The organism is Acinetobacter sp. CY05 (assembly GCF_059515805.1).
In genome coordinates this window covers 417867-438454 of the sequence record NZ_JCAKMW010000001.1, presented here as the reverse complement: position 1 = coordinate 438454, position 20588 = coordinate 417867, and the positions used below count along the sequence as shown (strand labels likewise).

The 20588-nt window shown below is 40.9% G+C and carries 22 protein-coding genes and 1 tRNA gene; 12 read left to right on the top strand and 11 right to left on the bottom strand.

Translation table 11 applies throughout. The features are described 5' to 3' along the window. Positions 1-369: 369 nt before the first annotated feature. Positions 370-1536 (top strand): methionine adenosyltransferase, encoded by a 1167-nt coding sequence (gene metK, locus AC5YCD_RS02340; protein ID WP_496128504.1) that lies wholly within the window; start codon positions 370-372, stop codon positions 1534-1536. A gap of 36 nt (positions 1537-1572) precedes the next feature. On the opposite strand, the gene AC5YCD_RS02335 is transcribed toward metK, so the two are convergent. Then, on the bottom strand, positions 1573-1830 hold the full coding sequence (locus AC5YCD_RS02335; protein WP_496128503.1) for a hypothetical protein: 258 nt from the start codon (positions 1828-1830) through the stop codon (positions 1573-1575). Positions 1831-1938: 108 nt separating this feature from the next. On the opposite strand from AC5YCD_RS02335, the gene AC5YCD_RS02330 reads away from it, so the two are divergent. Then, positions 1939-2121, top strand: coding sequence for a hypothetical protein (locus tag AC5YCD_RS02330; protein WP_496128502.1), 183 nt, complete (start codon positions 1939-1941; stop codon positions 2119-2121). On the opposite strand, the gene AC5YCD_RS02325 is transcribed toward AC5YCD_RS02330, so the two are convergent. Both AC5YCD_RS02325 and AC5YCD_RS02320 read right to left on the bottom strand, forming a co-directional pair. Next, positions 2113-2745 carry a LysE family transporter gene (locus AC5YCD_RS02325; protein ID WP_496128501.1) on the bottom strand — a complete coding sequence of 211 codons (633 nt, stop codon included), beginning with the start codon at positions 2743-2745 and terminating at the stop codon, positions 2113-2115. The genes AC5YCD_RS02330 and AC5YCD_RS02325 overlap by 9 nt on opposite strands. A 97-nt stretch (positions 2746-2842) precedes the next feature. Beyond that, a complete protein-coding gene (locus tag AC5YCD_RS02320; protein WP_496128500.1) occupies positions 2843-3412 on the bottom strand; it encodes an FxsA family protein in 570 nt (189 codons plus the stop codon). 218 nt (positions 3413-3630) lie between these two features. On the opposite strand from AC5YCD_RS02320, the gene ruvC reads away from it, so the two are divergent. Next, positions 3631-4176 carry a crossover junction endodeoxyribonuclease RuvC gene (ruvC, locus tag AC5YCD_RS02315; RefSeq protein ID WP_122898603.1) on the top strand — a complete coding sequence of 182 codons (546 nt, stop codon included), beginning with the start codon at positions 3631-3633 and terminating at the stop codon, positions 4174-4176. Here ruvC and AC5YCD_RS02310 read toward each other — a convergent pair. Next, positions 4173-4445 (bottom strand): acylphosphatase, encoded by a 273-nt coding sequence (locus AC5YCD_RS02310; RefSeq protein WP_496128499.1) that lies wholly within the window; start codon positions 4443-4445, stop codon positions 4173-4175. The genes ruvC and AC5YCD_RS02310 overlap by 4 nt on opposite strands. 3 nt (positions 4446-4448) lie before the next feature. Further along, positions 4449-5906: an NAD(P)H-hydrate dehydratase gene (locus tag AC5YCD_RS02305; protein WP_496128498.1), complete on the bottom strand. Its 1458-nt coding sequence runs from the start codon at positions 5904-5906 to the stop codon at positions 4449-4451. A gap of 22 nt (positions 5907-5928) precedes the next feature. Here AC5YCD_RS02305 and queG point away from each other — a divergent pair, with 22 nt between their 5' ends. Both queG and bioB read left to right on the top strand, forming a co-directional pair. Beyond that, positions 5929-7020 carry a tRNA epoxyqueuosine(34) reductase QueG gene (gene queG / locus AC5YCD_RS02300; RefSeq protein WP_496128497.1) on the top strand — a complete coding sequence of 364 codons (1092 nt, stop codon included), beginning with the start codon at positions 5929-5931 and terminating at the stop codon, positions 7018-7020. A gap of 284 nt (positions 7021-7304) precedes the next feature. Continuing rightward, a complete protein-coding gene (bioB, locus tag AC5YCD_RS02295) occupies positions 7305-8294 on the top strand; it encodes a biotin synthase BioB (RefSeq protein WP_496128496.1) in 990 nt (329 codons plus the stop codon). Here the strand turns inward: bioB and AC5YCD_RS02290 are convergent. From AC5YCD_RS02290 to AC5YCD_RS02280, 3 genes are all read right to left on the bottom strand, one after another. Then, the gene (locus AC5YCD_RS02290; protein WP_496128495.1) at positions 8291-8509 is read right to left on the bottom strand and encodes a hypothetical protein; all 219 of its coding nucleotides are present in this window, start codon (positions 8507-8509) and stop codon (positions 8291-8293) included. The two genes, bioB and AC5YCD_RS02290, sit on opposite strands and share 4 nt — an antisense overlap. A gap of 50 nt (positions 8510-8559) precedes the next feature. Beyond that, a complete protein-coding gene (locus AC5YCD_RS02285; protein ID WP_496128494.1) occupies positions 8560-10761 on the bottom strand; it encodes an OsmC domain/YcaO domain-containing protein in 2202 nt (733 codons plus the stop codon). 266 nt (positions 10762-11027) lie between these two features. Continuing rightward, positions 11028-11104 (bottom strand) — tRNA-Ile (locus AC5YCD_RS02280). Between the two features lie 710 nt (positions 11105-11814). Between AC5YCD_RS02280 and AC5YCD_RS02275 the strand changes: the two genes are divergently transcribed. Both AC5YCD_RS02275 and AC5YCD_RS02270 read left to right on the top strand, forming a co-directional pair. Continuing rightward, positions 11815-12384, top strand: a complete 570-nt coding sequence (locus AC5YCD_RS02275) for a 1-acyl-sn-glycerol-3-phosphate acyltransferase (RefSeq protein WP_496128493.1) — start codon at positions 11815-11817, stop codon at positions 12382-12384. Positions 12385-12489: 105 nt separating this feature from the next. Next, positions 12490-13239, top strand: coding sequence for a YebC/PmpR family DNA-binding transcriptional regulator (locus AC5YCD_RS02270; protein WP_496128492.1), 750 nt, complete (start codon positions 12490-12492; stop codon positions 13237-13239). A 48-nt stretch (positions 13240-13287) separates the two neighbouring features. Here AC5YCD_RS02270 and AC5YCD_RS02265 read toward each other — a convergent pair whose 3' ends face one another. Further along, positions 13288-13758, bottom strand: a complete 471-nt coding sequence (locus tag AC5YCD_RS02265) for an Lrp/AsnC family transcriptional regulator (RefSeq protein ID WP_496128491.1) — start codon at positions 13756-13758, stop codon at positions 13288-13290. Between the two features lie 428 nt (positions 13759-14186). Next, positions 14187-14951, bottom strand: a complete 765-nt coding sequence (locus AC5YCD_RS02260; RefSeq protein WP_496128490.1) for a glutathione S-transferase family protein — start codon at positions 14949-14951, stop codon at positions 14187-14189. Between the two features lie 206 nt (positions 14952-15157). Here AC5YCD_RS02260 and ychF point away from each other — a divergent pair, with 206 nt between their 5' ends. Further along, complete coding sequence (gene ychF, locus AC5YCD_RS02255; RefSeq protein WP_496128489.1) at positions 15158-16249, top strand: redox-regulated ATPase YchF; 1092 nt, start codon at positions 15158-15160, stop codon at positions 16247-16249. Positions 16250-16434: 185 nt separating this feature from the next. Continuing rightward, positions 16435-17046: a superoxide dismutase gene (locus AC5YCD_RS02250; RefSeq protein WP_496128488.1), complete on the top strand. Its 612-nt coding sequence runs from the start codon at positions 16435-16437 to the stop codon at positions 17044-17046. 496 nt (positions 17047-17542) lie between these two features. On the opposite strand, the gene AC5YCD_RS02245 is transcribed toward AC5YCD_RS02250, so the two are convergent. Further along, entirely contained in the window at positions 17543-18028 is a 486-nt protein-coding gene (locus AC5YCD_RS02245) for a hypothetical protein (RefSeq protein ID WP_496128487.1), read from the bottom strand. Between the two features lie 115 nt (positions 18029-18143). On the opposite strand from AC5YCD_RS02245, the gene AC5YCD_RS02240 reads away from it, so the two are divergent. From AC5YCD_RS02240 to purT, 3 genes are all read left to right on the top strand, one after another. Beyond that, positions 18144-18878 (top strand): AzlC family ABC transporter permease, encoded by a 735-nt coding sequence (locus AC5YCD_RS02240; protein ID WP_496128537.1) that lies wholly within the window; start codon positions 18144-18146, stop codon positions 18876-18878. Then, a complete protein-coding gene (gene ygaH / locus AC5YCD_RS02235) occupies positions 18875-19216 on the top strand; it encodes an L-valine transporter subunit YgaH (protein ID WP_496128486.1) in 342 nt (113 codons plus the stop codon). The genes AC5YCD_RS02240 and ygaH overlap by 4 nt, the downstream gene beginning before the upstream one ends. A 144-nt stretch (positions 19217-19360) precedes the next feature. Continuing rightward, positions 19361-20575, top strand: a complete 1215-nt coding sequence (gene purT, locus AC5YCD_RS02230; protein WP_496128536.1) for a formate-dependent phosphoribosylglycinamide formyltransferase — start codon at positions 19361-19363, stop codon at positions 20573-20575. The last annotated feature ends 13 nt before the right edge of the window (positions 20576-20588 follow it).

The window sequence follows — 20588 nt, the reverse complement described above, 5'->3', positions numbered from 1 at the left end:
ATACAAAGCATCTGCTGCTACCCCTCATCACTAAAATGAAAAAAATGCTAAGCCTAAAAATCAAAACATAGGATTTGACATTCAAATCATCTGTTTAATTTTGCTAAACTTTTCTTCCAAACATCGCAACAAATTACATCTTATGATTATTTTTTGAGTAAAATGCTATAGTTGAGCCAAATTCTTGGTTCGGGGCAATTTAGCGAAAAACTTTAACTTTTAGTCCCACTTATCAGTTTTTTAAATGAAGATATCAGATAAAAGCGGGTGAAATTGAAATAAATTCAGGCATTTTCACATTCTAGAACTAGTCCAAAAGTCTAAGTCGATGTAACATATCGCGTCTTTTAATTTAACTGTGATAGGACTATGCGCGAGTACGCTGTATTTACCTCGGAATCTGTAAGCGAAGGCCATCCAGATAAAATGGCTGACCAAATCAGTGATGCCATTTTGGATGCCATCTTAAAAGAAGATCCATACGCACGTGTTGCTTGTGAAACACTGGTAAAAACGGGTGCCGTTGTACTTGCCGGTGAAATCACAACCACTGCCAACGTCGACTTTGAAGCCATCGTACGTAACACGGTAAACGGTATTGGTTACCATCATTCTGATCTTGGTTTTGATGGTTCAACTTGTGCTGTGATTAACATGATTGGTAAACAATCACCAGAAATCGCACAAGGTGTAGATCGTCAAAAACCTGAAGATCAAGGTGCCGGTGACCAAGGCTTAATGTTTGGTTATGCCAGCCGTGAAACAGATGTGTTAATGCCTGCGCCTATTTCTTATGCGCATCGCTTAATGGAAAAACAAGCTGAATTACGCAAACAAGGTAAATTATCTTGGTTACGTCCAGATGCGAAAAGTCAGGTCACTTTTGCTTACGAAAATGGCAAGCCTGTACGTTTAGATGCAGTGGTATTATCAACTCAACATGATCCTTCTATTAGCCAAGCGCAACTTAAAGAAGCGGTCATTGAAGAAATCGTGAAGAAAGTGATTCCTGCAGAGATGTTCCATGCGGGTACTAAATTCCATATTAACCCAACAGGTATGTTCGTGATTGGCGGCCCTGTCGGTGACTGTGGTTTAACTGGTCGTAAAATCATTGTAGATACTTACGGTGGCATGGCACGTCACGGTGGTGGTGCATTCTCTGGTAAAGATCCATCAAAAGTTGACCGTTCTGCGGCATATGCGGGTCGTTATGTGGCAAAAAATATTGTTGCTGCAGGCTTAGCTGACAAATGCGAAATTCAAGTGTCTTATGCCATTGGTGTGGCTGAACCAACTTCAATTTCAATCAATACCTTCAATACCGCTAAAGTATCTGAAGATTTGATTATTGCTTTGGTACGTGAACACTTTGACTTACGTCCATACGGTATCACCCGTATGCTAGATTTAATTCAACCGATGTATCAACAAACAGCATCTTATGGTCACTTTGGCCGCGAAGGTTCTGATAGTGCATTCACATGGGAAAAAACTGACAAAGCTGAAGCGTTACGCGCTGCTGCGGGTCTGTAATTTCTCCATTAAAAAGCCCGCAATTGCGGGCTTTTTTTATGAATGTGGAGTTTTATTATGCTCAAAGGTCAAAACTTCAAACAAACTTTTCTGTTCTGGCAGCACAGGCTGGTCATGCTGTAAATAAACATGTACCAACTTCAGTGCAATCGCAAGCGCTAAACAGGTTAAAATACAAAACATCCAAAATCCAAATGGGCTTTTGATTTGATGTGAGCCACAGTTTGGACAAGTATGTGCCTCGGCTGTCACCGCCTGATCGCAACATGCACAATGATATTGATAACGCAGCATAGGTATCCTCCTATTTAACTGACCTTTCCTCGCATTGTGCCATGCTTAATAGACGATTTTTGTGACACTTTGTAGCATTTTTTGCTTTTATTTTTGTAAGGAGCTTTTATGGTTCAACTGATTAAAAAAGGCGGTTTACGCGAACGTGCCAATCGCAGTCAGCGTTATCAAGGTTCTGAAAACACCGTCACAACCTTAAATCCTAATCGTTACAACGAACAACGTAGCCAAACAGCAGCAGAACCTACGCCAGTTGCTGTAAAATCAAGCCATCAAGACGCACTAAAATAGTTGTAGTGCGTCCCACCATAACCATAGCGCAAACACCAAAAACAATGCCCCAGAAATCATGTCAATATAACTGCCCGAACGCTGATACAAAGCCTTAATTTTGGGCAGTGATAGAATCAGCATAAATAAGACAAAGGTTAAAAAGGTTTGCAGCGGAATTAAAATGGCCAATTGGGTTTTAATACTGTGATTGGCTGATGATGAGAGCGCCAAAGAAAATACGCTACTAAAATAAATTAAAGTTTTAGGATTGGATAAATTGGTCAGTAAACCAAGTAAGAAATAGTTTTTGGGCTGTGGCTCAGCTCTACCCTCTTCTAAACTGGCGTGTTGATTAAGACTTTTTAAGCCCCCTTTTAACATGGCATAGCCCATTTTCGCTAAGAAAAAGCCTCCCAATAACATTAAAGCTTGCTGAATCCATGGCCATTGCTGCATAAGCACCGTAAAGCCAGCCAAAGTCAGTACCACCCATACGACAATACCCAGTGAAATACCCGCAATAATTTTTAAGGTATTACCACGTGTCGTTGAGGCTGAGCTTTTTGCAATGAGTAACACATCAGGACCAGGACTCAGCTGAGCAACAAAGTGCAACATACTAATCGTAAGTAATAAGGACATAGCAGATCTATACAAAGAATCAATGCCAAAATTATACGCATATAGACCTAAAAAAACCGAGCCTCTAGGCTCGGTTTTGGTCTTTTAAAGCTTAAGCTTATTTTTTATTGACATCTTTTAGGTCAAGACGTTTCGCTTCAGGGGTCACTTCTCGTGCTTCACCATCAATAATGGTTGAATCACGTGAACCTGCCTGACCTTGCATGTCTTGCATTTGACGCATTAAATCCGCAAATGGATTTTGACCCGCCGCACCGCCCAGATCTGCGCCCATACCACCCATCATTTTTTCCATCATTGTTTGCTGACGCTTCATCACAGCTTTCATGGCTGCTGCTTTAAAAGCGTTTTGTACCGCAGGAATTAAAATTAATACCGCCAATACATCGGTAATTAAACCCGGAATAAGTAAAAAAAAGCCTGCAGCAATTTTAGGTAAGTTTGCGCCTAAAGCTGGATCCGCCATGCCCATGGCCATACCCATTTGCATTTGTTGCATTTGTGGCATCACACCTGCTGCGTATTTACGCACCATGTTAATCCCAATAAAGAATGCGGCAACAAACCAGAAGAAAACGTACCACATACTACCGACGAGGTCACCCACGCCAATCCATACGAAGACTTCGAGAATAAGGCCAGCTAAAACAATAAGCGCTAATTTCATGAAAATTAATCTAATCTCAATACAATATGTTGGTTGCAAGACACATAAATTGCCCTGCTTTTAATCTCTATGGGGGAGATTTTAGCGTTTACAAGCACAATTGACGATTTATTTTTTGCAAACTCAGTTGAACGTTTTTTGGCTAGTTAAGCATAGACGTGTATTTTAAAAGTAAATTTTGCCTATAATGCCCCCAAAGCACTAACAGATTAAAGGCAATGAGCTTAATTATTGGGATTGACCCGGGTTCACGTTTAACCGGCTATGGCATTATTAAAAAAGAAGGACAACAATTAAGCTTTGTGGATGCAGGCACGATTCGTACTGAAACGGCAGAAATGCCAGAGCGTTTAAAACGCATTTTTGCAGGCGTCGATCGTATTGTTCGCTTTCATGGCCCTACAGAAGCGGCTGTCGAACAAGTGTTTATGGCACAAAACCCTGATTCTGCTTTAAAGCTCGGTCAAGCACGTGGTGCTGCCATTGCTGCGCTGACCAACTTAGATTTATCTGTAGCCGAATATACTGCACGCCAAATCAAACAATCGGTGGTGGGTTATGGTGCCGCCGATAAAGAACAAGTGCAAATGATGGTGATGCGAATTTTAAAACTTGAGATTAAACCACAACAAGATGCTGCCGATGCACTCGCTGCGGCAATTTGTCACGCACATGCCTCAGGCAGTATGAGCAAAATGGCCGTGCTCAATGCCTTAGGTGGAATGGCGCGTGGACGTAGTCGTTCGAGTAGCCGGCGTCGTTAACGCAAAATATTAAAACCGTGATAGTCTGTTTGATCATGGCTTTGATAATGTAAATAAGTGACTTGAGCGCGAGTCGGTCCCACTAAACTCTGATCTAACATCTCTTGTACAGCCGCCTGTTCACCAATAATCACCGCCTCAACTTCACCTGTTGCTAAGTTTTTGACATAGCCCTGTAAACCTTTGGCTTGGGCCTGCGCGGCAAACCAGCGTCGATACCCCACGCCCTGCACTTGACCACTTACAGTTAAATAAAATCCTTGTTGCATTGCTTATTCTCCATTAATTATACGATAAATGGCCTGACTCATCTGTTGGGCTTGTAGACCACGCTCACCTTTTACTGCCAAGAGATCACCCGCTTTGGCATGTAAAGTGACAATTTGATGCAATTCAATTTGTAGCCCAAACTGCGCCTTTAAACTGGCAATCATCCCCGCCAACACATCACCCATACCACCTGTGCCCATACCTGGATTGCCTGCACTACAGATCCATAATTGTTGTTCTAAAATTAAGCTACCAGCACCTTTAAGCACCCACTCACCGCCATATTTTTGTTGTAAGGCATAAATTGCCGCAATGCGGTCTGCTTCTACATCGACAACACGACAGTTTAATAATTTGGCTGCTTCCCCTGGATGCGGGGTTAAATAAGTATTATGGCTGACTGTTTGGCCGTGTTGTGCTAAAAACCATAACCCATCAGCATCTAAAATTAAAGTTAAATCATCTTGATTGATGAGGTCAAACCAGTGCTGAAATTTTTCTGTTGCCCATGCATCACGCCCAAGCCCCATGCCAAAACAAACCGCATCGATTTGGCCAACAAGATTTTGAATATCGGCTGTGTTCAGCGTATTGATATCACGTAGCATGATATTGGGGCTACGCGCTAAAATTGCCGTGTGGTGTTTAGCATCACAAACAACAGTCACTTTACCCGCGCCTGCACTAAAGGCTGCTTCCGCTGCCAGCATGACCGCACCGCCCATATCCGCATGCCCACCCACCACCAACACATGCCCATAACAGCCTTTATGCCCAAAGGCTTGCCTTTGAGGCAAAGTAATCTGTAATGGCGACAACTGTGCTAAAGCCTTTAATTTCGAGTCAGGTGGCAACAAGGCGACCGTATGCACGACACCTGCAAACGCTTTACCTTGACCAGTAAACACACCTGCCTTTAAACCCAATATGCTAAAGGTATAATCGGCCACAATCGCACACGGTAAAGGTTGCCCTGTATTGGCGTTTAAACCACTTGGAAGATCAATGGCAACTTTTAAGCCATCTTGGGTATTGATATGTTGGACAATCCTTTGCCACTCTAAATTTAAGTCACGATTGAGCCCAATCCCAAATAAAGCATCAACATAAACATCATAAGATTTTATAAAATCAAAACCTTGCAGGATTTTAATATTGGCTTGTTTTGCTTCTGTATAAGCACGCTGCAAATCAGTTGCATCACCTAAAGGACTCGCATAAATTTGCACCTGAAAACCTAAATTTTGCAGATACTTTGCAATTAAATAACCATCACCCGCATTATTGCCTTGACCACAACACACGGCGACATTCTGTAAGCTTTTATCAATGAATAAAGTTTGTAATTGTTGGGCAATTGACCATGCCACTTGTTGCATTAAGCCATAAGATGAATTTCCTTGCGCAAACCAACGTTGCTCCCATGCTTGAAGATCGTGGCTATGATAAACTTGCTGCATTGTTTTTCCTTATTTTATCCTTATGGCTGTTGCATCTTCTCCTGTTATTCCCACTCAAAACGACGATCCTGTGGCGCTTAAAGCATGGATTAAAGCAGAAGCACTGGCGCTTGGTTTTGCTGATTGTGTCATTGCCAAGCCCGATGCTCAAGCCGAATTACCACGCTTAGAAGAATATTTAAAACGCGGTTATCACGCCGATATGCATTTTTTAGGCGAAAATTTACAAAAACGTGCCAACCCTGCCTTACTGGTACCTGGTACTAAAAGTATTATTTGCGTACGTATGGACTATTTGGTCGAAACACCCAAGCCACGCCATGTACCTGATGCGCCCAATCAAGGTATTATTGCCCGTTATGCCCGTGGCCGCGACTATCATAAAATTATGCGCGGTCGTTTAAAAACTCTGTCGCAACGCATTAAAGCGCGTGTCGGAGAATTTGAGTCACGCCCTTTTGCCGATTCTGCACCGATTTTTGAAAAATCTTTGGCTGAAAATGCAGGTATGGGCTGGACAGGCAAACACACTCTACTGATTCATAAAAAATCCGGCTCTTTTTTTGTCTTAGGTGAGCTTTTTACCTCTCTAGATTTACCGTTTGACCAGCCAACCAGCAAACATTGCGGTTCTTGCAGCGCCTGTATTGATATCTGTCCCACTCAAGCGATTGTTGAACCTTATATGTTGGATGCCGGCAAATGTATCGCTTATCTCACCATCGAATATCAAGGCATTATTCCGGAAAATCTACGCCGCCCGATTGGCAATCGAATTTTTGGCTGCGATGACTGTCAACTCATTTGCCCTTGGAATAGCTTTGCTAAAATCACGCCTATTGAGGACTTTCATCCTCGTCACGGCTTCGATCAGTTAACTTTATTAGACTTTTGGCAATGGGATGAAGCAACCTTTTTAAACCATACCGAAGGCAGCCCCTTACGTCGTACTGGTTATCAAAGCTTTATGCGTAATGTAGCGATTGGCTTAGGCAATGCCCCTTTTAGCTCAGAGATCATGGCTCAATTAAGCAGCAAACGTGAACAGCATGATGAGATTGTGCAAGTACATATTGATTGGGCCTTAGCGCAGCAACAGCTTAAACAAGTTTAAATTTAGTAGCGAACGTGCTCTATACTGATGCATTTTGCCAAGCAGCAACATCAACCCACGTTCGCGACAAAATTTTTAATATAGTAACTTTTTAAAGTTTTTTAATGTTTCTCAAAAATCAACTTTGTAATGAAAACTTCGTAAAACATGTTAACTTTGCAAGTAAATTACACATATTTATCATTAAAAATTGCAAGCGAAATACGCGAAAAATTTGGCATTTTTTGCCTTTGCAGGCTTTTTTTATCCGCTATGCTAAAAAAAATCATGCCAAAGGAATAAAAATGAGCTTACGTTACGACTGGACACGACAAGAGATTGAAGCACTTTATCAACAACCATTCTTAGATTTACTTTTACAGGCACAAAGCTTACATCGCCAATATTTTAAAGCCAATTCAATTCAGGTCAGTACCTTGCTCTCCATCAAAACAGGTAAGTGTCCTGAAGATTGTAAATATTGTGCCCAATCCGCCCACTATGACACGCAGCTTATTGCAGAAAAGAAAATGGCGGTAAGCACGGCGCTTGAACATGCCAAAGCCGCCAAGGCATCAGGTGCTACACGTTTTTGTATGGGAGCAGCGTGGCGTAATCCGCACGAACGCGATATGCCTTATGTTTTAGAATTGGTCCAAGGGGTTAAAGCCTTAGGTTTAGAAACCTGTATGACTTTAGGGATGCTAAATAGCTCACAAGCAACGCGTTTAGCCCATGCAGGTTTGGATTATTACAATCATAATTTAGATACCTCACGTGAATATTATCCCAAAATGATTAGCACACGCAGTTTTGATCAACGTTTAGATACGCTACAGCATGTACGCGATGCAGGTATGAAAGTATGTAGTGGTGGGATTGTGGGCTTAGGTGAAGATGTGCAAGATCGCATTGGTTTACTGCATGAACTTGCCACCTTACCGCTGCATCCAGAATCAGTGCCGATTAATTTATTGGTACCGATTCAAGGTACACCTTTGGGCGATACCGAAAAACTCGATATTTTAGAATGGATTCGAACCATTGCCGTGGCACGTTTGATTATGCCAAAGAGTTATATTCGCTTATCGGCAGGACGGGAAAGTTTAACTGAGTCAGAACAGGCCTTGGCCTTTATGGCAGGTGCCAATTCGATTTTCTCAGGCGATAAATTACTCACCACCCCCAATCAAGGCACCTCACAAGACCAAACCCTGTTTAAAAAATTAGGTTTACAACAAGAAGTAGCGAAACCTTCTGTGCAAGCATTAAGTATTGATGCCATGGCGATTTAAGCAAAATTATGCGCAGTAATTAAAATGCCATAATTGGCATTTAAATAATCGCCTTGACGGATCATGTCCATACCATTGGCATGTTCGACGCATAATTCTTGCGTAATACAGTCATAGCTAAAACGCTCAAAACAGTCTTGATGATGACTCAGCCAAGTTAAGGTATCAGCTAAGTTATCATCTACTATATAGGTTAAGGCTTTAAAATCTTTCATGACTATTTACCCCATCAGTCTATACCCAAGTATAGGCTGATGATTATGTTTTATTGCTGAGCGACAAATTTAGCACGCGCAGCATGCAATTTTTTGTAGCTATCGATTAAACGTAAATGACGATCTAAACCTTCAAGTTGCATATTGGTTTCAGTTAAACCGTAGAAACGTACGCTGCCATCAAGTGCACCTAAGGCCGCATTCATACGTTCATCACCAAACATACGACGGAAGTTATACGCGTAGTCGTCAAGCTGCATGTCATCATCTAGCTCAACTTCTAACACTACATTTAAGCATTGGTAATATAAACCGCGCTCAACGGTGTTGGTGTTGTATTGTAAGAAGGCTTCAACCAAATCTTTCGCTTCTTCAAACTGCTGTAGTGCAAGATAAATCTGTAGCTTAAGCTCTAAAATCGTTAACTGACCCCACACAGTATTATCATCAAATTCAACCCCAGTTAAGGTTTTGATTTCGGTGTAATCATCCACTTCAACTTCTTCTAGGCGTTCAACCAAGGCTTCAAGCTGTGCTTCATCAAGGCGATGCAAGTTTAAGATGTCTTCACGGAATAATAAGGCTTTGTTGGTATTATCCCAAACCAAATCTTCTACCAAATAGATTTCAGAATAACCCGGCACCAAGATCCGGCAAGCCGTTGCACCTAGATGGGTGTAGACTGCCATATACACTTCTTTGTCCATGTCATGCAAAATGTTAAATAACGCTTGCGCTTCTTCAGCATTGCTTGCTTGACCATTGTCGGTGAAATCCCACTCTTCAAAGTCATAATCAGCTTTGGCACTAAAGAAACGCCAAGACACGACACCGCTTGAATCAATAAAGTGTTCCACAAAGTTATTTGGCTCAGTGACTGCATTTGAACTAAAGGTTGGCTGAGGTAAATCATTCAGACCTTCAAAACTACGCCCTTGTAATAGCTCAGTTAAGCTACGCTCTAAAGCCACTTCAAAATTTGGATGTGCACCAAATGAAGCAAAGACACCACCCGTACGTGGGTTCATTAAGGTCACACACATCACAGGGAATTGACCGCCAAGCGATGCATCTTTGACTAAAACGGGGAAGCCTTGCTCTTCTAAGCCTTGAATCCCTGCCACGATTTTTGGATATTTGTTTAAAACCTCTTGTGGTACATCGGGCAGCGCAATTTCGCCTTCTAAAATTTCACGTTTCACTGCACGTTCAAAAATTTCAGATAAACATTGGACTTGTGCTTCAGCTAAGGTGTTCCCTGCACTCATACCATTGGATAAGTATAAGTTTTCAATCAAGTTAGATGGGAAATACACGGTTTTGCCATCTGATTGACGGACAAATGGCAACGAGCAAATACCACGTGCAGTGTTACCTGAGTTGGTGTCGTATAAATGCGTACCTAATAATTCATCATCAGGATCATAAATAGCGCGGGTGTAGTCATCTAAAATTTCAACCGGTAACTCGCCCTCGCTACCCGGTTGGAACCACTTTTCATCTGGATAATGCACAAATTCGGCATTGGCAATCTCTTGACCCCAGAATTGGTCATTATAGAAGAAGTTACAGTTTAGACGTTCAATAAACTCGCCTAGAGCTGATGCCAATGCACTTTCTTTGGTCGAGCCTTTACCATTGGTAAAGCACATTGGCGATTGTGCATCACGAATATGTAACGACCATACGTTAGGCACAATATTACGCCAAGATGCGATTTCAATTTTCATGCCTAAACCAGCCAAAATCGCTGACATATTGGCAATGGTTTCTTCAAGCGGTAAATCTTTACCCGCAATAATTGTTTTATTTTCAGAAGCAAGGCTTGGCATGAGCAATGCTTGGGCATCAGCATCAATGCTTTCGACTTCTTCAATGACAAATTCAGGGCCAGTTTGAATCACTTTTTTGACCGTACAACGGTCAATGGAACGTAAAATGCCTTGGCGGTCTTTTTCAGAAATATCAGCCGGTAATTCCACCTGAATTTTAAAAATTTGTTTATAGCGGTTTTCAGGATCAACAATATTATTTTGCGATAGACGAATATTATCGGTTGGAATATCACGCGCTGCGCAGTAAACCTTTACAAAGTAAGCTGCACATAAAGCAGAAGAAGCTAAGAAATAGTCAAATGGACCGGGTGCAGAACCATCACCTTTGTAACGGATCGGTTGGTCAGCAATAACGCTAAAATCATCAAATTTAGCTTCTTGTCGAAGGTTATCGAGATAATTAACCTTAATTTCCATGCGAGTACCTAAAGTCCTATATGTCGGCATGGACACATAAGATTGTAAATAAAAGATAAGCCGAATCAAACAGAGAAATAGACTTAAAAAGAACAGACTAAGCACACTTACTTAGTCAAACATGCCACTATTATAAAGGCATTTAGCGCAATTGATAATCTTTAACTGACCCGATGTCACCCTGCTGTATTCAGCTTGACATGCTTCTTTATTAAACTTTAGGCAATAAAAAACCCCTAAATCAATTTAGAGGTTTTTTAAGAATTTGGTGGGCCCACACAGACTTGAACTGTGGACCAACGGATTATGAGTCCGCTGCTCTAACCAACTGAGCTATAGGCCCTAATATTGCTATAAATGTTATATATCAACATCTTCCTAGCGCCAAGAATACTAACCAACAAAAATAGAAAAAACAAGTGTTTTCCATTTAATCGCATATTAAGCCAACAAGTTTTTATAGTTAAGTTTTTTTAATCTCATAAAAAATCCTAAGTCACCACGGAGTGAACTTAGGATTTAACAATTTATTAATACCTAAAAAGTATTAATATAAAAAATAATCTTTTTCCGCTATAAGTTCATCATCTTAAGCGATATGTTTAATTGAAATGCTATTTTTTGGCATTGGATAGATCATTTTACGGCTCAAAAGCTTCTCTTTACGCGATTCAAGGTAAAATTCGAGCATTGACCAACATACCACTAGCATAAAAACCACAAATGCCACGCTGAGCATAGACCATATTGTCATTAAGATTACTCCGTCATGAGGCTAAGTTGCACAAGATTAAGTATCGCGTACACTTCCATCTAAGACAAAAGTCTAATGGGTATTTCGACAGATGAAAAGATAGTTTTTAAGTCAATTAAGACTTAATTTGTCTTTTATTATTTATTATTCATATAAATAAATTTTCTTTTAGACATAAAAAGACTCAGTCTATAATTATTTATGTTTCTATTTGCAATTTTTAACAGCAAAACTTGACTCAACTTCTAAACAAGCAGAGAGTATGCGGCTGTTTTAAAAGCAAGCACTGTAATTGATCTATGTTAAAGAAATTTATTGGCAAAGCAGCATTTAAACTTTCAGGATGGCAGTATGAAGTCCAGCCCGATGTATTAGAAGATAAACAAGTCATTGTTGGTTTTGAACATACCTCAATTATGGATGGCGTGCTCTCGATTGCTCTGTTTCAAATCTACGACATTAAAATTCACACCCTCATCAAAAAAGAGCTATTTAAAGGGCCAATGAAGCCCATTTTAGAGGCCATGGGTGGTATTGCTGTAGACCGCAAAGCCAAAGGTAATGTGGTGCCGCAAATGGTGCAATATTTTAATGAGAATGAAAAATTTAATCTGGTGATTGCACCAGAGGCAACACGCGCGGCGCGTGGTGAAGCACGTCGTCCCATTCGCACTGGTTTTTGGCATATTGCGAAAGCAGCTAATGTCCCTATTGTGTGCATGTATGCCAACTCACTGACCAAACAAGGTGGTATTTTTGCCAAGATTTATCCTACTAATCTAGATGATGATCTTGAATTAATGCAAAAACTTTATAAACAACACACTGGCTTAGATATTGTGATTCCTAAGCGAAAAACTCGCGTATAAATGCGCAAAAACTACAAGTAAAGCCCTTTATCCCCAAAAAAGGCTTATGGTAGAATTCACCTCAATTTGATAGGCATAAGGCCAATCTACAAGGAGCATATTCGCATGGCGGGTCATTCCAAATGGGCGAACACAAAGCATCGTAAAGCAAAACAAGATGCGAGCCGCGCTAAAGTTTTCACAAAATTTATTCGTGAGATTGTCACAGCAGCGCGTCTAGGCGGTGGGGATGCTGCCTCTAACCCACGTTTACGTGCAGTGGTTGAAAAAGCATTAGTCGCAAACATGACACGTGACACCATCAACCGCGCCATTCAACGTGGTGTTGGTGGTGAAGAAAATGCTGATTTAAAAGAAGTCACTTACGAAGGTTATGGCGTAGGCGGTGTTGCAGTTATTGTTGAAACTATGACAGATAACTTAAACCGTACTGTACCAGACGTTCGTCATTGTTTCTCAAAAACGGATGGTAACTTAGGAACCAACGGTTCAGTGGCGTTCTTGTTCACAAAACGTGGTGAGATTACTTTTGAAGATGTTTCTTTAGAAGATCAAATCATGGAAGTGGCATTAGAAGCAGGTGCGGAAGACATCGAAGTGTCTGAAGATGATATTTTAGTCATTACCACACCAGAAAGCTTTGGTCAGGTTCAAGATGCGCTTGCAGCAGCAGGTTTAAAATCTGATAATGCAGAAGTGGTGATGAACCCATCAACCAAAGCTGAAATCACTGACGTTGAACAAGCGAAAAAAATCTTAAAAATGATTGATATGCTTGAAGACTTAGATGACGTACAAAACGTCTATACCAACGTTGAATTCTCAGATGATGTATTGGCACAGCTTGATGCTTAAACATTAAGCATGAATTAAAAACGCGCTGTTTGGCGCGTTTTTTTATGCTTAAGCTTTACTGAGTAAACCATGACAATTAAACACATTATATTCTTTAATCACAAAGCTTGAATGTAGCGCCACCACATGCTCAATTTTACCAATACGTTGCAATAAAACTTCACTGTAACTTTGCATATCTTTGGCCACTACTTCTACAATAAAATCAGCTGATTGCCCTGTCACTAAAAAAGCATTGATCACTTCTGGAATATCTTCAAGTTCCTCTAAAAATTTAGCAAAAGTATCTGAGTCATGCTTGCTTAAAGATACTTGCAATAACACATGCAAACTAAACCCTAATTTTTGATAGTTTAAATCGCGTTTGAGTTGGGTAATAATATTGGTATCAATCAATTGTTTAATGCGACGATGCACAGAACTGACCGATAAGTTAATGCGCTCTGAAAGTTCATTCAGGTTTACATCTTGGTGGGTTAGAATTTCGAGAATTTGTTTATCAAAGCGGTCAAGTTGCATCAGCTCATCCTAGTTTGTTGTGTTCTTGTACTGGATGATGCTGTGTAGAATCTTTGAGGGTGTCTGAGGAAAACTTAATGTGTTTACTTCAACAACTACACGTTTGTAACCTATAGCATGTGCCTATCAACTTCTGATCAATAGCGTCCTAAGTCGAATCGAGACCTTTTGGGTAAAGACAGCTTCACTTTATAAGTGTTTGTGCCTGTTACTCTTTTCGATCCCCATCACACCCTTGCTATATAGATTAGCAACATCCGTTTTAAATTATTTTCCTAAATTTAAAAAAATAAAAGATTTTTTGAAATTTTTTTGCATAAATCAAATTAAATTCGCAAAAAAATTCATACATCACCTTTAAAATACACTTTTCTATGCAACAAAGAGATATTTTTCGATATTTATTTCAACAAAAAAACTAAAAAAGCTTATATACCACGCCAATCGACTCGCGCACGGCGTTCAGTCGCATAGATACGCGCGACATATTGGCCAAGCGGTAATTGGCTTAAATAGTCACGGTATTCTAAGAACTCAGCCGAAAATGCCTCAGGGTGTTCAGTTTCCCAAGGCGTGCCCGCCATAGCTAAAATGGGTGCCAGCATACTACATACAGCAATATCAGCTAAACCTAAACGTGAACCCACCAAATATCGACCATGATTAGCAATCAATCTCTCGTTTAAAAGAGGAATGATTTGGTCAAGTTCTGCTTTAGATTGTGCCACCTTATTACTTTTCAATTGGTAGCCTTTAGACACTAACTTTTTGAGTAAAGGTTTGGTATATTTTTCAAACTGACGCAGATAGCCTTTTTCACCCATTAAAATCTCTACTGATTCATCGCTGCCTTGCAAGGCATGTGCCAACACCCAGCGCCGCACATGACGTCCCATCTCATTTGCCTGCGCATCAATGTCTAAGGCATGTTGACGTAAACTGCTCTCTAAAGACAATAAGCGATGCTCAGGATAATGTTCATCCAAATGCAAGGCAATTTGAGTACTGCCTGCAATCCAATGTTCAGCATCTTTTAAAATAGGTAACTTATTTTGCCCAGTTTTCAGTTGGGTAAAAGCACGGTGTACCCCCGGAATTAAATTGTGTGCCACATAATCCAGTTCTTTATGATCGAGCAACCAACGTGCTTTTTCACAAAAATGTGATAAAGGGAACTGGTAAAGTGTACGCATACAAACTCCACAAGAATTGCTGTTATTGGCAAGTAAATCAATCGGTCTTACTTTAAGCCATAATAAAAGCCAAAGACAATGCGATTTATGACCAAAGTGCAAACACACGATGGAAAAGCGTTTCAGCAAGTTGCATTTCATGACTTTAGCTTGGCTTTGATGTAAAATCAGCGCCAATTTTTAAATAACACTTTGTGAGTGATTTCATGGGTTTTAATTGTGGTATTGTTGGCTTACCCAACGTTGGTAAATCTACCCTGTTTAATGCATTAACTAAAGCTGCGATTGCTGCAGAGAACTTCCCATTTTGTACGATTGAACCCAACACTGGTATTGTGCCAGTACCCGACCCACGTCTTGATAAATTAACTGCTATTGTGAACCCACAACGTGTCATTCCCACCACCATGGAATTTGTTGACATTGCAGGTTTAGTGGCAGGTGCATCTAAAGGTGAAGGCCTAGGTAACCAATTCTTAGCTAACATTCGTGAAACAGATGCGATTGCACATGTGGTACGTTGTTTTGAAGATGAAAACGTGATTCACGTAAATGGTAAAATTGACCCATTAGACGATATTGCAACCATTAATACTGAACTTGCTTTAGCTGACCTTGAAACTGTAACGAAAGCAGTAACACGTTTAGCAAAATCAGCGAAAGGTGGCGACAAAGAAGCAGTTGCAACCAAAGCAGTCTTAGAAAAAATCTTACCTTTACTTGATGAAGGTAAACCAGCCCGCGCTGCCGATTTAGATGATGACGAACGTAAATTAGTACGTGGTTTTGGCTTACTCACTTTAAAACCAACCATGTACATTGCTAACGTGGCTGAAGATGGTTTTGAAAACAACCCTCATCTTGATGCAGTTAAAGCCTTAGCTGCTTCTGAAAATGCCATTGTGGTTCCACTTTGCAACCAAATTGAAGCTGAAATTTCATTGCTTGAAGACGAAGACCGTGCTGAGTTCTTAGAAGCAATGGATATGGAAGAACCTGGTCTAAACGTAGTGATTCGTGCCGGTTATGCACTTCTTGGCTTACAAACTTACTTTACTGCTGGTGTACAAGAAGTTCGCGCTTGGACGGTAAAAGTTGGTGCAACTGCGCCTCAAGCAGCAGGTGTGATTCACACTGACTTTGAAAAAGGTTTTATTCGTGCTGAATGTGTGGCTTACGATGATTTCGTACAATACAACGGTGAAGCCGGGGCCAAAGAAGCAGGTAAATGGCGTTTAGAAGGCAAGACTTATATCGTACAAGACGGTGATGTATTGCACTTCCGTTTTAACGTTTAAGTACTAATAAAAAAAGCCCCATAAATGGGGCTTTTTTTATTGTGTTGTTGTCCTTTTTCTAACTCAACTCGCTTTAATGAATCCCAACCAATTACCAAATAATAACGATAATTATTATCATTATATTTACTTTGTTTTTTTAATATCCTAAGCTTTGGCTTAACTTATCTTAAAACGGACTGACCATGGCTTATCAATTACCGGCCCTTGCTTATGCCTATGATGCTTTAGAACCCTATCTTGATACACAAACCATGCATATTCATCATACTAAACATCATCAAACTTATATTAATAACATTAATGCAGCCATTGAAGGCACACCATGGGAAAATTTGAGCGTAGAAGATTTACTCAAACGTGTGGATGAGCTACCTACTGAACTTAAGTACACAGTGATCAACAATGCAGGCGGTCATGCCAATCACAGCCTGTTTTGGCGCATTATGAGTCCACAAGGTGGTGGTGTAGCAACCGACGCGATTGCACAAGCGATTGAGCAACAGTTGGGTGGTTTTGAGGCTTTTAAAGATGCTTTTACGCGAGCGGCATTAACACGTTTTGGCAGTGGTTGGGCATGGCTATCCGTCACAGCAGATCGTAAAATTGTAGTCGAGAGTTCTGTCAATCAAGACTCTCCGCTCATGCATGGCCATACGCCGATTTTAGCTTTAGACGTCTGGGAGCACGCATACTATTTACACTATCAAAATCGCCGTCCTGAATATATTGCGGCATTTTATCAAGTGATTGATTGGGATGAAGTCAATAGTCGTTATTTAGCAGCAATCGCTTAATGCATACTCTGTCCTATCTGCTGCGTTTGGCCTTGGGCAGCACCATCTTAATGGCTGGCGCAGCGGTAGTGGTACAACAATTTTTCTAAGCACAGAAACACCCTCACTGTTGAGGCTTGGAAGCTGAGCATCTGTGCACCAATTTTATACCACATGCACACGATCGGTGCTTTATGAACGTAGTTGACACACATTCACATCATCAAAGCCATTGTGACACGGCGCAACTTCATTAGAATTTGACGCTAAACTGGCTCAATTTGCAGTTGCCAAACACGTACCTATACTTATCGCTAAAAACAATTTATTTAACATCAAATTGACCTCATATTCTGAAATTATAGATTTAAATTAGCTATATTTTAAATTTATTATAGATTATTTATCACATTAAGATAATACATACAAAACTACACTTATTGTTTTAAAATCTAATAAAAAATTTAAAGCACAAAAAAAGCGCAGTTTCAACTGCGCTTGAGCTGAAAAGAGAGCATTAAGAGACGTTTACGGCATTGCCCTTTTGCTTAGGATCGGTATTACCCAATTCAGGATGTTGCAGTGCATTGGCACACTGTTTTTTATCACGCTCATAATCCAATTGCTTTTGTGCAGCCGATGGCGCGTTATCTAAGGTCGTACGTGCCCAAATCTCTAAACTGGTCAGTGCTTTACGACATAAGGCATATTTACCTTCGGTCACTGAATCGGTCATTTTAACGTTAATGCGCCAATCAGTGCTGAGCTTACGTGCTGGTAAACGGACTTCACTTTCAAGACGTGAGCGCTCTTTGGCATAGACCAATCCATCAACTTGATTGATGAGTTGCCATGCTTGTTCAGCATAAGCAGTGGCATCGTTGCTGAGTTTAGGTGCAGCTTTAATCTCAGGCTTGGCTTGATCATCTTGAGCACAACCTTGTAGCAAGATGCTCCCACATAGCATAGACATTGCCATGAGATGTACAAATTTAAATGGCATTTGACTCACCTTAAAACATTTCGTCACTATGCTAGTGAATTCGCGTAGAATACTCAATCGTCTTTCTTTTAAGTTCCACTCCCCCACAAGGTGTGTCGTGTCTGAACCGCAATTATTGCCTGCGCAACCCGCAGGCTTTTGGCAAGGCGCCAAAGATAGCCAAGCCATTATTTGGACTTATTTACCCGTGTCTTTTGCTTTTGGCGTGTCTGCCACGCAATTTGGCTTTAGCGCATGGGAAGCCTTATTTTTATCCTGCTCTATGTATGCGGGTGCCAGTCAATTTTTAGTGGTTGCTTTACTCGGGAGTGGCACGTCGATTTGGATGACAGCCCTCACCGTGATTGCGCTTGATATTCGGCATCTCCTCTATGGCCCTGCCTTATATAACTTGATTGAAAATAAACTTAATTTAAAAAAGACTGCGGTTTGGGCTTGGGGACTCACCGATGAGGTGTTTGCTTCAGGGATGATCAAGCTGTCACAGCGTCGTCAAGAATGGTCAGAATCATGGATGCTGGGCTTGAGCTTATGTAGTTGGCTGTCTTGGGCAACAGGTTCGTTTTTAGGCGGCATGTTTGCCGATCAAGTCAGTCAAATGCCGCAATTTTTACAAGCAGCGCTCGATTTTCTATTACCTGCTTTATTCTTAAGTTTCTTATTGGCAGCTTTTGAACGCAAACATAGCTTTATTGTGGCGGTGACTCTGATTGTTTCTGCGATTGCCTGTTATTTCATTGATTTATCTGCTGCAATTTTTATTGGTATTAGTTCAGGTATTGTTGCAGGTCTATTTAAACATTATGTGTTAAAAAAACCAGATCCGGAGCACCAAGGAGATGCATTATGAATATTGAAATTATTCTGGTGGGCATTTTAGTGGGTATTGCCAATTTTGCCTCGCGCTTTGGGCCATTTTTTGTCATTCAAAAGTTTAAACAAGATGAGCAAAAACGTGGTGCGCTGTGGCTTAAAATCGCTTTAGGCAGTATTGGTATTGCAGCCATTAGTTCAATGCTGGTGGTGGCCACCTTGCCGCCCTTACTCGAAACACCCAATAAAAGCTTGGCTATGCTCATTGGTTTTATGGTGCTGACTGGAATTTATTTTAAATTTAGGCAAATTGTCGCTGCAACTTTAATCGCTGCGTTAACCTATGGTTTAATTTATACCTATTTCCCAGTGTAAATCAAAAGGAGCTTATGGCTCCTTTTTTTAGCATTTTTCATGGCATCTTTATCAAAAAATCTGTTGTTTAATATCATTATTTTAATTAACTATGCCCTTAAAAAAAGCATCAGTTCTGCTATGCTAAAAACTCAATCGTAAAGGATCATACACATGAGCATCACTATTGGTACGCCACTACAAACCTCAGCATATAAAGTTTTACTGTTAGGGTCTGGTGAACTGGGTAAAGAAGTCGTGATTTCCTTGCAACGTTTAGGCGTCGAAGTCCACGCTGCTGATCGTTATGCTGATGCACCTGCTATGCAAGTGGCTCATTTTAGCCATAGTTTAAATATGGCAGATCCTGAAGCGTTAAAAAATTTAATTGCTGAAGTTCAACCTCATTTAATTGTGCCTGAAATTGAAGCCATTGCCACAGAAGTATTGGTTGACATTGAAAATGCTGGCACAGCCACAGTCATTCCATCGGCTAAAGCGGTGAATCTGACCATGAACCGTGAAGGTATTCGTCGCTTAGCCGCAGAAGAACTCGGCTTACCCACCTCAGCTTATCGTTTTGCCAGCAGTTTAGACAGCTTCCGTGCAGCATGCGACGATATTGGTTATCCAAATTTTGTTAAACCCGTCATGTCATCTTCTGGGAAAGGCCAATCACGCGTCACTTCTTTTGAAGAGGTGGATGCGGCATGGGACTATGCGCAAACTGGAGGGCGTGTCAATCAAGGTACCGTGATTGTGGAGGCACAGATTGATTTTGATTTTGAAATCACTTTGCTTACCGTTCGTAGTAAAAACCCTGAAACGGGCGCCATTGAAACTGCTTACTGCGATCCGATTGGTCATCGCCAAGAATCTGGTGATTATGTTGAAAGTTGGCAACCGCAGCCTATGACTCAAGCCGCCTTAAATGAGGCCAAACAGATTGCACATAAAGTCACAACAGCTTTAGGTGGATGCGGTATTTTTGGCGTGGAACTATTTGTCAAAGGCGACAAAGTGTGGTTTAGTGAAGTATCACCACGTCCGCATGACACCGGTCTTGTCACCTTAGCATCACAGTTCCAAAGTGAATTTGAATTGCATGCCCGCGCTATTTTAGGTTTGCCTGTTAATACAGCGCGGCATAGTGTGGCAGCAAGTGCGGTGATTTATGCAGGTGTGGATGCGAAAAATCTGGCATTTTCTGGCTTAAATCTTGCTTTAGCACATCCCGACACAGACTTACGTCTGTTTGGTAAACCAGAAGGCTTTCAACGCCGTCGTATGGGTGTCGCCACTGCACGTGCAAAGAGCACAGAACAAGCACGTCAATTGGCTAAACACGCGGCGGATCAAGTCAGCGTTAAACAAAATTAAGCTTTCAATAATA